The following is a 13,327-nucleotide window of genomic DNA, read 5'->3' on the forward strand; positions in this document are numbered from 1 at the left end:
CTGCTTCACAGTCTGCCGGATCTGAACCAGAATCTCATTTTCCATCATAATGGTGTCCTTAAAACCCACGCATGGTTACAAACTCATCCAACCCCGCCCGTTCGGAATGCAGCTTATTGATAACAGCGTCTTCATCTTCATATCCCAGAGCCAGACCACAGAATAAAATCTCATGATCTGCCAGCCCCAGATACTCAGACACTGTTTTGGGCCAGCGAGCCCAAGCTTCCTGCGGGCAGGTATGCAGACCTTTTTCTCTGGCAAGCAGCATCAAAGACTGCATAAACATCCCTACATCCGCATACTGCCCGATCTCCATCTGACGATCGAGAACAAAGAACATGCCAACAGGTGCCCCAAAGAAACTGAAATTTTTGGCCAGTTGTCGCAACTTGCCCGGCGTATCTTCACGCGGCACACCGATCAGTTCATACAGCTGTTGTCCGACAATCCGGCGTCGGGTTTTGTAGGGGTCCTTTAAATCAGGCGGATAAACGTTATATTCAGGCTCTTCCTGTACACCCGCCATCAGCTTCTTATTTACATCCGCGACAAATTCTTTTAGCGGCTCCCCCGTCAGGACGTGGACGGTCCAGGGTTGAAGGTTGCCTCCAGAAGGAGAACGCTTGGATATTTCCAACAGTTCTCTTACGGTGGCTTCGTCTACCGGTTTGTCAGAAAACTGCCGCACCGTCTTGCGGCTCAAAATGGCATCTGAGACTTTCAAAGAAAATTCCTACTCTAATATGAAGGCCCCGACCCGCTTGGGTCAGGGCAAATCGTTAGCCAATTGTAGCATGCCCGTTATTGAGTACGACAATATCCCGCTCTTTCACGCGACATCGGAAAGAAACGTCCGATCCATCTTTCCAAATCTCCGTTACAATTGTTTCGCCCGGATAAACCGGCGCAGTAAATCGCAACCGCATGGATTTGAACCGCGCAGGATCGTATGTGCAGGCATCCTTCAAAACGGCATGTCCTGCGGCTCCAAGTGTGGCAAGTCCATGCAAAATGGGTGCCTTGAAGCCAGCCGCTGCTGCAACTCTGGGGTCTGCATGCAATGGGTTAAAGTCGCCACTCAACCGATAGATCAATGCGGCCTGAGGCAAGGTTGGCAGCTCGACTATTGAATCGCAATCCCGATCAGGAAGTTTGTGCGGAAGCGGTGCGCCTTCTGTTGGCCCGCCAAAACCACCATCGCCCCGGGCGAAAGTCGTAGAGGTAAGTGTCGCCAGCAAATCACCGCTGGCTTTCTCATAAACTTTACGCTCTGAGAAAATCAGCGCTCCGCGTCCTTCACCTTTATCGATGATTTCGGTGATACGCGTCTCTCCCACCACGTTTCCAGCAGCAGGCAAGGTTTTATGGATCTCAATTCCCTGCTCGCCATGCAACACTTTCACCCAGTCCACGCCAAATTCCGGCTTTTTCAGGAAAAATCCCGGATAGGCCAGCACCACTGCCATTGAAGGGAGCGCCAACTGGTCTTCTTCGTAGGTAAACCGTAACTGATCCATATCCAAAGGATCGGCAGACACACCAACCCCCAGGGCATATAGAATACTGTCTTTCGATGTATAGTTTTGCTCAATCGGATCAAATTTCCAATTAATCAACTTTTCATAATCGATTGCCATGATTGTGACCCTTCCCGATTAAACCGGATCCCAGCAGAAAACATCTCCAGACCGCTCCAACGGAACAAGTGACGATTTGATGGCTGGTCCAACGCGGGCAGCAACCGTTTCAGGTGTCCAGCCATCCGAATTGTGCAGATTACGGATAGGCCGAGGCTGGCTCATCAAGCAAATTTCATTATTTCGAACCACAAAAATCTGACCCGTAACATCTGCTGCCTGCTCACTGAGCAGATAAACTGCCATCGGAGCAATTTTTTCAGGGGTCATAGCCTGAATTTTCTTAACCCGTTCTCTTTCAGCATCTGTTCCTTGCGGAATTGTGCCGATCAAACGAGACCACGCAAACGGAGAAATACAATTGGATCTGACATTAAAACGGGACATATCCAATGCAATGGATCGGGACAAACCTGCAATCCCCAATTTGGCGGCCGCATAGTTGGCTTGTCCAAAGTTACCGATCAAACCGGATGTCGATGTCATATGGACGAATGACCCGCTTTGCTGTTCACGGAAATAAGGGGCAGCGGCCCGACTGACGTTGAAACTTCCCTTCAAATGCACCGCTATAACAGCGTCAAACTCTTCTTCGCTCATTTTATGAAAGATGACATCGCGCAGAATACCGGCATTATTGACCACACAATCAATCCCGCCAAAGTTGCTCCGCGCGTCTTCAATCATTTGTGCGGCATCGTCTGAATTGGCAACGTTACCGAAATTGGCAACCGCTTCCCCGCCCGCATCCGAAATCGTTTTGACCACTTCCATGGCCGGGATCTGATCACCGCCTTCGCCAGTTTCCGTTCCGCCAAAATCATTCACGACAACCTTTGCGCCGTGTTCCGCCGCCATAATGGCAATACCGCGACCAATACCACGGCCCGCCCCAGTAACAACGACAACTTTACCTTCAAGCATTTTTTGTTCAGACATGTTGCTTCCATTTCTTATTGTTTATTAATTGCCCGCATCTCGGGTCAGCGGTGCCAGTATAGACATAGAAATGTATGGTCGGCAAAAGCAAATGGGCCTTCTTCGAAAATTTAATAAGCTAGCGTACTAATTTCGTCACCTGTTGGTGGGGCATACTGATTATTTTTAGAATTTACGTCCCCCGAACCGGATCAAAGAGGAATCAGCGGTCAATATCCCCGCTTTTTATTGACGACAGGCGGCAAGACACCGGATTGACGATAGGTCTGGATATTTTCGGCAACGATTGTACTGGCCGTATCAATATCAGTGGGCGCCGAAATATGAGGAAGAACAGTCACTTTCTCGTGCCCCCACCACTCACTTTCAGGGGGAAGCGGTTCCTGCTCAAAAACATCGAGAACCGCGTGTGAGATATACTGTTTATCCAGAGCGGTCAGGAGATCCGCATTTTTGACCACCGCACCACGTCCGAAGTTTATAAACCCTTTCCCCTTGGCCCCACATGCGAAAAAACGCCCATCCAGAAGTCCTGTCGTTTCGTTTGTTAATGGAAGAAGACACACCAGAATATCCGATCTTTCTGCAAGGGCGTATAAACCATCGGGCCCCGAATAACACTGAACGCCATCCATGTCTTTTTGGCTCCTGCTCCATCCTGCGACCCGGAAGCCAAAATCACCCAAAATCTTTGCCGATGCCTGCCCCAACGCGCCAAGGCCGATAATGCCAACCGTTTTGTCCGCGGCTTTTATATAAGGAAGTTCAACCCATTCCCGTTGCTTCTGGAATTTTGCGTAAGACGGCATATCCCTGTGCAGATACAGGGTCCAAGCAAGAACAGCCTCAGCCATCGTGCGCCCAAGTTCGGGATCGACCAGCCGGACAATATCAAAAGGACGGTCCCCTAAATCAGCCAGCAGGCGTTCTACCCCCGCCCAGACACTATGGACCCATTTCAGATTGGGGAGCATTGCTACCTCTTCCGGCTTGGGATTGGCAACAATAGCAATTTCCACCGCCTCCTTTTGCTGATCCGTCAGCGCCGCAAACGGGACAATAACCTCTCCCGGGAGCTTCTCGGCCAGCGTTTTGATCCAGTCCTGCTCTTCTTCTTTAGAACACTGACTGACGAAAGGAATAGTTTTCATCATACCATCAACCTGATTTTGGGCGTTATGAACGTCAAAAGGCGTTCACTTCATTTAGGCGGCGAACACGCCGTCAAAATCTTTAAAGCCTTTGACTTCGATCGGATTTCCGGAGGGGTCTCTGAAAAACATTGTCCACTGTTCTCCCGGCTCGCCCGCAAATCTCACCGACGGCTCCAGAACAAATGTCAGATTTTTCTGCTTGAGTCGATCGGCCAAATCCTGCCATTCCGAGAGGGGCAAAACGAGCCCCAAATGAGGCATCGGCACCAGATGCTCGCCGACCTTGCCGGTATTTCGGGTCGCGAAAGGTTCACCAATATGCAACGACAATTGATGGCCATAAAAACTGAAATCAACCCATGTTTCCGTGCTGCGCCCCTCTTTGCAGCCCAAAAAGTCAGTGTAAAAATTTCGGGCTTCGTCTAGGTCCCGCACATTGTAGGCTAGGTGAAACAGGGATTTCATCGAGAACTCTCCAGAAACAATCGGATATCCCGTTACTATAGAAACCAATGGCGGTCCGTCAATCACCTGACACCATTTCTGTTGTTCTGTCAGGTGACCCACGGGTTAGACAGACGTATCAGCCGACTTTGGCCAACGATTGAATGGCAGACGATGCCACCACTTTTTTCTCGTTTATATACGCTTCGTGGTTCTTTTCTATATCTTTCAGGCTGTAATAATAATTGACCAGTAACCCGGCAGATTGCTTGAGACCGTTTGTCGAAACATCGCCAAGCCAGTTAATACGTTCCAACCGGGCCCCATTACCCAAATGAAACCGTGAAACCGGATCAAGCGGTCTTTCTCTTGATTTCTCATGCATCAAATAATGCGCAACCAACTGTTCCATTGGCTCTTTGATTTTATTGGCAACGGCCTCATCCTGATACCATTTCTTATCAAGAAGTGCTTTTTTCACCTCTTTGACTTTATCTTCAGACAAAGAACCAATCTGACCTTCGGTTTTTGCAAACCACTTCATAAAGCCCGGTATTGGAGAGAGGGTTGAAAAATGCTTGAGGTTCGGGAGCTGCAAAGACAATTCTGCCACGACCTGCTTGATCAGAAAATTACCAAAACTGATCCCCTTCAGGCCATCCTGACAATTACTGATCGAGTAGAAGATCGCAGTATCTGCTTTTTGAGCATCCAGGCGGCCGTCCTCCAGCGACAATAAGGGCTGAACAGCGGAAGCCAGTCCCTTAACCAAGGCCACTTCTACAAAAATCAAGGGCTCATCGGGCAACGCGGGATGAAAAAAGGCAAAGCAACGACGATCCTGATCCAAGCGGCGGCGCAAATCGTCCCAGCCTTCTATTTCGTGAACCGCCTCATATTCAATCAGCTTTTCAAGAACAACCGCGGGCGTTCGCCAGTTGATTTCAGCCAACTCAAGGAAACCGCGATTAAACCAACTGGACAATAAATGTTTGATATCCTGATCGACACCGATCAGGTCAGGATGTTCGCGCAATTTGGACACCAGAAATTTTCTGATGTCGATGATGGCTGCGGTGCCGCCCGGCGCAAAATTGATACGCCGCATCAATTCTTGACGCGGCGCTTCCAAAACAGACGCCAGCTTGCGCCTGTTCTCTTCACTTTTGTCCGTCTGATAAAGTGAAACCGCATCATCTACCTTTGTAGCATCGGCACTCACTTCTTCAGCTAGAAAATAAAGAAAATCGAGCTTTTCCTGATCTTCTAATTCTCCCCACAAGTCGACAACTTCACGGGCAAGTGCCATTCCAGACGCTTCGCCGCGCTGCGTTAGCAAATCCCGGCACACTCCGGCAATGGAATGACTTCTCGATTTGCCAGCCCCGCGATCCAGAAGATCCCGGCCAGCATCAGCAATGGAATTAAAAAGGTTGGATACAAAAGTTTGTCTCATCTAGCGATTTCCCATAACTTCGTTTGGTAGCCAAGTGGCTATTTCCGGAAACACACACAAAATAACAATACCGACAATCATACAGATCATAAAAGGCAACGCGCCTTTCAAGATTGTCGGCAGTGAAATTTCAGGCGCTATGCCATTTATCACATACAGGTTCAATCCAACGGGTGGCGTAATCAGCCCGATCTCCATATTTATCGTCAAAATGACGGCAAACCAGTATGGATCAAAACCGGCATTAACAATTATGGGTAACAATATTGGCGCTGTCATGACAATGACCGCGACAGGAGGCAGAAAAAAGCCCGCGACCAGAAGAAAGAGGTTGATCATCAACATCAACACCCAGCGATTAACGTCCAGTGCGGCAATATATTCAGCAACGGACTGCGTCACAAAAAGACTCGAAAGCGTATAGGCGAACAAAGCCGAAGACCCGATAATCATCAGGATCATCACACTTTCGCGCGTTGAATCGCTGACAATCGCCCAAATTTTCTTTGGCTGGATAATTTTATAGATCACCGCAACCAGAATGAGGCAGAATAAAGCCCCAACGCCCGCTGCTTCCGATGGCGTCGCAACCCCACCATAAAGGACAAACAAAATTCCGATAATGATTGCCAGAAAAGGTAATACTCTGGGTAGGATTTCAAATTTCTCGCGCCAGGAAAAAGCCCCGATTTTTTCAGTAAAATCGAACCCCCGACGCCACGCATAATATAGAGACCACATCATAAACAGGGTCGTCAACAGCAGTCCCGGAAACACGCCGGCCAGAAACAGGCGTCCGATAGATGTTTCCGTGGAGATTCCGTAGACAATCATCGTAACAGAGGGCGGAATTAAGATCCCCAGCGTCCCGCCGGCAGCAATCGATCCCGTTGCCAGACTGTCAGGGTATCCCCGCTTCTGCATTTCCGGAATACCCATTTTACCGATCGCGGCACATGTTGCTGGAGAAGAGCCACTGAGGGCCGCAAAAACCGAGCAGGCTCCGATGTTTGAAATAATCAGTCCCCCGGGAACACGGGTCAACCAGCGATCCAACGCCTCGAACAGGTCTTTTCCCGCAGGGGACGACGCAACGGCCGCGCCCATCACAATAAACATGGGAATAGAGACCAGCGAAAATTCTCCAATACCGGCAAAAAACGTCTCGGCGACAACTGAAAGGCTATCCACACCTTCAAAAAATACCAAAAAAGCAATAGACACCAGACCCAGTCCAAAGGCGACGGGCATTCCCGTGGCAAGCAGAAGGATGACAACAACGGCGGCGAGCACACCAATCAAAAGCGGTTCCATCAGTTTGCTCTCCGCTCTATCTGAAGATCAAACGCGGTCACCAGTATTTCTGATATATATTGAACACACAGCAAAAACATTCCGCAAAACATCGGCAGGTAAGCAATCCATAACGGCAATTCCCAGACCGTATCCGTGACCCATCCCCCTTCGAAAGCCTCTTTTAACAGCTCATATGACTGCCAAGCCAAAACGACACAAAAGGTCATTGCCAGCAGGGACGCAATTAACGCCATCGCTTTCCGAGGGCCAGATGGTAAATAGTGCGGCAGTAAATCGACATTGACGTGACCTTTGACGAAAAGCACGTATGGACTGCCAACGAATGTCGCAGCTACAATCGAATAAGTAACAAATTCTGTCTGCCACACAGTTGAAGCGTTTAGGAAATATCGCATTATAACCATTTGACAAACAACGATAATTGCTGCGCCAACTAGAATGGCTGCAAAAATCCCAAATAAGCGGGACAAAGAATTGATCAGTGTAATAAATTGCGTCATGAGAGGCCCAAAATTCGAATAAGAAAGAAAAAGCTTCCGGCCTGAAAGACACAGAACCGGAAGCTTCCGACAGGTTTTCTTATTTTACAGCGAGAGCTTTTTTAATAAGCATATCGCCGCCCTTAACCTTTTCAGCGAAGGTTTTATAGGATGTTTCGTTCGCAATATCCCGCCATGCTTTCGCTTGCTCTGACGTCATTTCAACGACCTCAACACCTGCATCCTTGTAGGCTTTGACAAGTTTGTCATCGAGGCCCTTTGCCGCATCAAAAAAGAAGTCTTCTGCTTTTTGACCGGCGGCCATAAGCGCAGCCTGCTGGTCTTTATTTAACTTGTCGAAGCTTTTCTTCGACATCAACAATGGCTCATACATAAACCAAAGGGCATTGGCACCCGGCGCAGTCAAACATTTTGCCTGTTCGTAAATACGATAGGACACAAAACTGCCGGAACTTGTATTTGCCGCATCGAGAACGCCGGTTTGCAACGCGTTATAAATTTCAGAACTTGGCATGGACGCAATCGACGCACCAGCACCAACCAACATCTGTTCAAATGCCTTACCCGCGGCGCGCGTAACCTGACCTTTCATTGTTTCCGGACCCAGAATGCACTGCTTTTTGGACGCAAAACCACCTGCGAGCCACGCATCTGCCAACACAACAACACCAGCATCATTAATGATCTTTTTGATATCGTCCATAAATGGAGAACTATTAAGACGCTTCGCGTGGTCATGGTTTTTGACCAGACCGGGCATTAGAGTAGAATCAAATTCCGGATGACGTCCGGCCGCATAGGCGAGCGGAAAAGCAGAGATATCAAGCTGCCCCTTAACCATAGCGCCCCATTGCTCTTTGGGCTTGTACAGGCTTTTTCCCGGATACACTTTAACATCGATCCCGACATTCGCCTTTCCCACTTCGCGGGCGATAATCTGAACCATTTCATCACGCACATCCCCTTTTCCGCCGGGCCATTGGTGCGATGCTTTCAGGGTCTTGGCTTCTGCCAGCCCCGATACTGCTCCGGTAACACCAACAACGACAGCAAGTGCTGTGCTCATCAATAATTTTTTCATCGTTTCTCTCCCTGTTTTGCGCTCTCTTTATTTATTTGACCGCTTTTTACGCAGCGTTCGAGCGGATCTGAACCTACGTTTGGGTGAATTGTATGGCAGATTATTTAAATTGTATACAATAAATCATTTTACGCACACATGAAAGCTGGTAAAGTGAAAAGACAGAATGCAGGAGGCAAGTTTGAAACTATCTCGCGCAAGCGAACTCGTACCTATACTCGAGCAGGAAATAGTCACCGGTGAATTGAAACCGGGAATGAGATTGGATGAAACCCTGCTCGCTGATCGCTTTGGTGTTTCCAGAACCCCTGTGAGGGAAGCCCTGACGCGCCTGGCAGCAGCGGGACTGGTTGAAATCAGGCCGCGACGCGGGGCCGTTGTCGCGACCATCACCTTGCGCGACTTGATGAATATGTTTGAGGTTATGGCCAATCTTGAAGGCGTCTGTGCACGACTGGCGGCCCGGCGTATCACACCAGAAGAGAAAATTGAACTGAAAGACGCCCAAATCGCCTGTGCAGCGTTAAGCGAGACAGATCAGTTTGATGAATATTACAGGCTAAATCTGCGGTTGCATGAACTCATCTATAAAGCCAGCCATAACGAATATCTTGAAAAACAGACAATGGAATTGCGGGCCCGTTTATCACCTCACCGACGGTTACAGGTAAGAATACCCGGGCGTATCCGTTCCTCCTCTGATGAACATGGAGAACTGGTTCGCGCAATTCTGGATGGCGAGGATGCCTTGGCTGAAAAGTTGACCCGCGATCACGTTACCATTCAGGGCGAACGGTTTACTGACTTCCTCTCCACCCTTCCCCCTCATTACGTCCAGGCCACAGCCTGATCATTAAAAAGACAAAGAACGATATGCAAAATAATAACCTCTACGCTCTATTTGAAAGCCACTTCAAAAAAGATCTCTCGAAAACAGCGTTTGAGTCTCCAGATGGCAAAAGCTGGAGCTTTAATGACGTGATCAAAACAAGTGCGCAACTTGCAAACCTCCTTGCCCAAACCGGTGCCAAACCCGGGGACCGGGTTGCCGTACAGGTTACTAAATCGGTTGAAGCTGTGCTTTTGTATCTTGCGTGTCTGCGTTCGGGCTTGGTCTACCTTCCCTTAAACACGGCCTACAAATCAGCCGAAGTTGATTATTTTCTGACAGATGCCCGCCCGGTTGTTCTGGTTTGTGATCCGGCTGATAAAGAAGCCTTATCTCCGATTGCTGACAAAGCAAATGTCACGTCTATTTTCACGTTGGATGAAAATGGAGATGGGCAATTAATGGCCGATGCAGCCCCCCTTTCAACAGACTTCCCAACGGTTGAACGGGCGAAAGACGATCTCGCGGCAATATTATATACCTCCGGCACAACGGGGCGATCGAAAGGTGCTATGCTGACCCATAACAACCTCTCAAGCAACGCCCAAACACTCAGCAAGGCTTGGGCGTTCAACGAAACTGACATTCTGCTTCACGCCTTGCCTATATTTCATGTGCATGGCCTATTTGTTGCCCTTCACTGCGCCTTTTTAAATGCAAATAAGGTTATCTTCCTGTCCAAATTCGACGCGGAACAGGTCATTAAACATCTTCCGAACGCCACCGTCTTCATGGGGGTCCCCACCTTTTACGTCCGTCTCCTTGCAAATGATGCGTTCAACAAGGACGTCTGCCAGAACATGCGCCTGTTTACAGCGGGCTCCGCACCACTCCTAGAAGAGACCTTCAACACATTCACGCAACGAACCGGGCATGTGATTTTGGAACGTTATGGTATGTCAGAAGCAGGCATGATCACGTCAAATCCGTATGATGGCGAAAGAATAGCGGGCTCGGTTGGCTTTCCGTTGGATAACGACGTTCGTGTGGCGGATGAAGAAGGCAATATTCTGCCGGACGGTGAGATCGGAATTTTGGAAATAAAAGGCCCCAACGTATTCAAAGGGTATTGGCAAATGCCCGAAAAAACAGCGGCTGAGTTCCGGCCTGATGGATATTTCATCACTGGGGACATGTGCCGTAAAGACGAAAACGGGTATTACAGAATTGTCGGTCGGTCAAAAGACCTGATAATTTCGGGTGGCTATAATGTTTACCCCAAAGAAATTGAAAGTTATCTCGACGATATGCCCGGCATATTGGAAAGCGCCGTTGTGGGACGCCCCCATCCGGACTTTGGCGAAGCAGTCGTCGCTTTCGTTATTAAAGACGGATCTTCCGAGGTTACACCGACAACAGTTATCGACTATATTCGTGACAAGCTTGCAAATTTCAAGGTTCCCAAAGACGTCTTCATTCTGGACGAGCTGCCGCGAAACACCATGGGGAAAGTACAGAAAAATGAACTGCGGAAACTGGCCGCTGGCTAATCGCGTTTTCGCAAGCGTTTAAACATTCTCCCGACAATAAAACGATGAAAGGGAGCGATGACAAACATGTAGGCATCGCCCAATTTCTCTTTTGTTTTGACCACGGATGTAAAATATGCCCGGCGCCCATCAGCAGTATCAATCAGCATCGAAAATGACGCGTCGAGATGGCGGTCGTTGGTCGTAAAAACAACTTCATTTTGATCCAGATAGGCGATCTCAAAGAAACCGACGTAATCCCCGACCTTATAGCGGCTTTCATCCTGCTTAATCTTTGTATTGCCCGAATCCGTTCTAAGGCCGAATAAACGTACCACGGTATTGCGGACAGTCATCAACCCCCGCACCCAGATCGGCATTGGATGCATGACACTTATAAAAAGCCCCACTGGCCCTCGTTTGTCGGTTTCCGGCAAGACTTCACAAAAACAGTCTCGATAGGTTGAAGATGCATACCGATCCTTAAGGACACTCTGTTCGGGAAACGAATAAACACGCGCCATTTTATCGGCCCTCCAGCCACATTCCTCTTCAAATCCTCCCGCACTATACCCCACATTTGTTGTCCCTTCATGCGGCATATTGTCAATGCCTCTTGAAACCTGGCCCAATTAGTTGTATATACACCAAACAAAAGGAGAGATTGATGTCCGTAAAGAGTGAAGCTGAAAATATTTCACACCAATGTTTTGCCGTCCGGCTTAGAAAACTGAACCGTATGGTCAGCCGACTTTATGATGACAGCTTTCGCCCTTACGGTATTACGATTGCCCAGTTTAATCTCTTGGTTGCTGTCGCAACAGAGCGGGTTACCAGCCCCAGCCAAATGGTTCAGGTGTTATCACTGGAAAAATCAACGGTAAGCAGAAATATTGAAAAAATGATCCAAAAAGGTTGGCTCAAACGCACTCCCTGCACAGATAAACGGTCCCATCTTCTAATGCTGACAAAAGCCGGCAGCCAATTGCTATCCGACGTTACACCGGCTTGGAGAAAAGCCCAAAAAGAGGCCAACGAAGCCCTTGGCAATATGTCTGCTATCCTTACAAATGTCCCGCTCCTCTAATTTTTTTTCAATTTAGTTGTATATACATCAAAATAAAAGAGAGTTATAATGAACAAAGTCGTAAAACTGGAAACCGAAAAAACACTTGATCAGGAGTGGCTCAGAACTCTCTGTCTGGATGCTGGCGTTGATGATGTGGGCTTTGTTGAAATTTCCCGCGCAGGACTGGATGATCAACGCGCAGACATCCTGACCGCCTTCCCCAAAACCAAAACCCTTATTTCATTCGTTATCAAAATGACGAGAGAAAATATTAGAACCCCGAAAAGGTCTGCTTCCAATATCGAGTTTCACAGCACCGGCGATGATATTCTTCATACGGCGCGAAAAATTGTAAAAGAGTTGGACAAATATGGTGTTCGGGGGCTTTATCCAGCAATGGGTTTTCCCATGGAAATGGATGATTATCCGGGCAAGACGTGGATCGTTTCCCATAAACCCGTCGCCATTGAGGCGGGCCTTGGACAGATGGGGATCCACCGAAACATCATTCACCCGAAATTCGGTAACTTTGTACTTTTAGGAACCATTTTGATTGATGCAACGGTTGAACGTTATGCCGAGCAGATTGACTATAACCCGTGCATGGAATGCAAACTGTGCGTTGCCGCCTGCCCCGTTGGTGCCATTGGTGCGGATGGATATTTCGATTTTGCAGCCTGCTTCAATCACAACTATTATGAATTTATGGGCGGCTTTACAGCCTATACTGAGCAAATCGCCGATTCCAAAGACGCGAAGGACTTGCGAAGCAAAGTCACGGATTCTGAAAGCGCCTCCTGGTGGCAAAGCCTCTCTTTTGGCGCAAATTACAAGGCTGCCTATTGTCTGGCTGTGTGCCCGGCTGGCGATGACGTCATCAGCCCTTATCTTGAGAGTAAATCAGGCTTTAAGAAAGAAATTCTAAAGCCACTGGTGGACAAACAGGAAAATGTATATGTCGTTCCGGGAACCGATGCGCACACTCATCTGCGCAAGCGATTTAAACATAAAACGCCACGGTTAATGAAATCCCATTTGCGACCAACGTCAGTTGCTGGCTTTCTGCGCTCCATGCCGCTTGTGTTTAATCGCCACAAATCACAGGGGTTAAACCTTACCTATCATTTCATGTTTACAGGCCAGGAAAAAATAGAAGCAACCGTTATCATTAAAGACAAGACAGTCACGGTCCAGGAGGGGTTGAACGGAAAGGCTGATTTCTCTTTAAAAGCCGATAGCGCCGCATGGCTCAGCTTTTTAAGAAAAGACAAAGCCCTGCCGATTTTGCTTCTGACACGAAAAATAAAGCCAATAGGTCCACTTAAATATCTAAAAGCCTTTAGTCGCTGTTTCCGATGAGAAACGGGCT

At 48.3% G+C, this 13,327-nt stretch carries 15 protein-coding genes (1 of these 15 running past the window's edge); 4 read left to right on the forward strand and 11 right to left on the reverse strand.

Annotation, left to right across the window (positions count from 1 at the left end):
- From OIR97_RS11690 to OIR97_RS11735, 10 genes are all read right to left on the reverse strand, one after another.
- A protein-coding gene (locus tag OIR97_RS11690; RefSeq protein ID WP_169545894.1) for an acyl-CoA dehydrogenase family protein crosses the window boundary here: on the reverse strand, positions 1–48 show its beginning. Its footprint begins 1,110 nt before the window's first position; 48 of the gene's 1,158 nt are visible here — the first part of the coding sequence; its start codon is at positions 46–48; its stop codon lies beyond the left edge, outside the window.
- A 10-nt stretch (positions 49–58) separates the two neighbouring features.
- Positions 59–727, reverse strand: coding sequence for a nitroreductase (locus OIR97_RS11695; protein WP_169545895.1), 669 nt, complete (start codon positions 725–727; stop codon positions 59–61).
- 55 nt (positions 728–782) lie between these two features.
- Positions 783–1,640, reverse strand: coding sequence for a MaoC/PaaZ C-terminal domain-containing protein (locus tag OIR97_RS11700; protein WP_169545896.1), 858 nt, complete (start codon positions 1,638–1,640; stop codon positions 783–785).
- A gap of 18 nt (positions 1,641–1,658) precedes the next feature.
- On the reverse strand, positions 1,659–2,579 hold the full coding sequence (locus OIR97_RS11705) for an SDR family oxidoreductase (RefSeq protein WP_219821753.1): 921 nt from the start codon (positions 2,577–2,579) through the stop codon (positions 1,659–1,661).
- 209 nt (positions 2,580–2,788) lie between these two features.
- The gene (locus OIR97_RS11710) at positions 2,789–3,733 is read right to left on the reverse strand and encodes a 2-hydroxyacid dehydrogenase (RefSeq protein ID WP_169545897.1); all 945 of its coding nucleotides are present in this window, start codon (positions 3,731–3,733) and stop codon (positions 2,789–2,791) included.
- 51 nt (positions 3,734–3,784) lie between these two features.
- The gene (locus OIR97_RS11715) at positions 3,785–4,198 is read right to left on the reverse strand and encodes a VOC family protein (protein ID WP_169546183.1); all 414 of its coding nucleotides are present in this window, start codon (positions 4,196–4,198) and stop codon (positions 3,785–3,787) included.
- Positions 4,199–4,316: 118 nt separating this feature from the next.
- On the reverse strand, positions 4,317–5,633 hold the full coding sequence (locus OIR97_RS11720; protein WP_169545898.1) for a malonyl-CoA decarboxylase: 1,317 nt from the start codon (positions 5,631–5,633) through the stop codon (positions 4,317–4,319).
- Positions 5,634–6,947, reverse strand: coding sequence for a TRAP transporter large permease (locus OIR97_RS11725; protein ID WP_169545899.1), 1,314 nt, complete (start codon positions 6,945–6,947; stop codon positions 5,634–5,636). It abuts the gene before it with no gap.
- Positions 6,947–7,450, reverse strand: a complete 504-nt coding sequence (locus OIR97_RS11730) for a TRAP transporter small permease subunit (protein ID WP_169545900.1) — start codon at positions 7,448–7,450, stop codon at positions 6,947–6,949. Before OIR97_RS11730 ends, OIR97_RS11725 begins: the two co-directional genes overlap by 1 nt.
- 79 nt (positions 7,451–7,529) lie before the next feature.
- Positions 7,530–8,531: a TRAP transporter substrate-binding protein gene (locus OIR97_RS11735; RefSeq protein WP_169545901.1), complete on the reverse strand. Its 1,002-nt coding sequence runs from the start codon at positions 8,529–8,531 to the stop codon at positions 7,530–7,532.
- 181 nt (positions 8,532–8,712) lie between these two features.
- On the opposite strand from OIR97_RS11735, the gene OIR97_RS11740 reads away from it, so the two are divergent.
- Both OIR97_RS11740 and OIR97_RS11745 read left to right on the forward strand, forming a co-directional pair.
- On the forward strand, positions 8,713–9,381 hold the full coding sequence (locus OIR97_RS11740) for a GntR family transcriptional regulator (RefSeq protein ID WP_219821754.1): 669 nt from the start codon (positions 8,713–8,715) through the stop codon (positions 9,379–9,381).
- A 23-nt stretch (positions 9,382–9,404) separates the two neighbouring features.
- Positions 9,405–10,910, forward strand: a complete 1,506-nt coding sequence (locus tag OIR97_RS11745; protein ID WP_169545903.1) for a malonate--CoA ligase — start codon at positions 9,405–9,407, stop codon at positions 10,908–10,910.
- Here the strand turns inward: OIR97_RS11745 and OIR97_RS11750 are convergent.
- Complete coding sequence (locus tag OIR97_RS11750; protein WP_169545904.1) at positions 10,907–11,491, reverse strand: DUF2867 domain-containing protein; 585 nt, start codon at positions 11,489–11,491, stop codon at positions 10,907–10,909. The genes OIR97_RS11745 and OIR97_RS11750 overlap by 4 nt on opposite strands.
- A 65-nt stretch (positions 11,492–11,556) precedes the next feature.
- On the opposite strand from OIR97_RS11750, the gene OIR97_RS11755 reads away from it, so the two are divergent.
- Complete coding sequence (locus OIR97_RS11755) at positions 11,557–11,976, forward strand: MarR family winged helix-turn-helix transcriptional regulator (protein WP_169545905.1); 420 nt, start codon at positions 11,557–11,559, stop codon at positions 11,974–11,976.
- Positions 11,977–12,024: 48 nt separating this feature from the next.
- The gene (locus OIR97_RS11760) at positions 12,025–13,317 is read left to right on the forward strand and encodes a 4Fe-4S binding protein (protein WP_169545906.1); all 1,293 of its coding nucleotides are present in this window, start codon (positions 12,025–12,027) and stop codon (positions 13,315–13,317) included.
- Positions 13,318–13,327 lie beyond the last annotated feature (10 nt).

The organism is Sneathiella aquimaris (assembly GCF_026409565.1).
GTDB lineage: Bacteria > Pseudomonadota > Alphaproteobacteria > Sneathiellales > Sneathiellaceae > Sneathiella > Sneathiella aquimaris.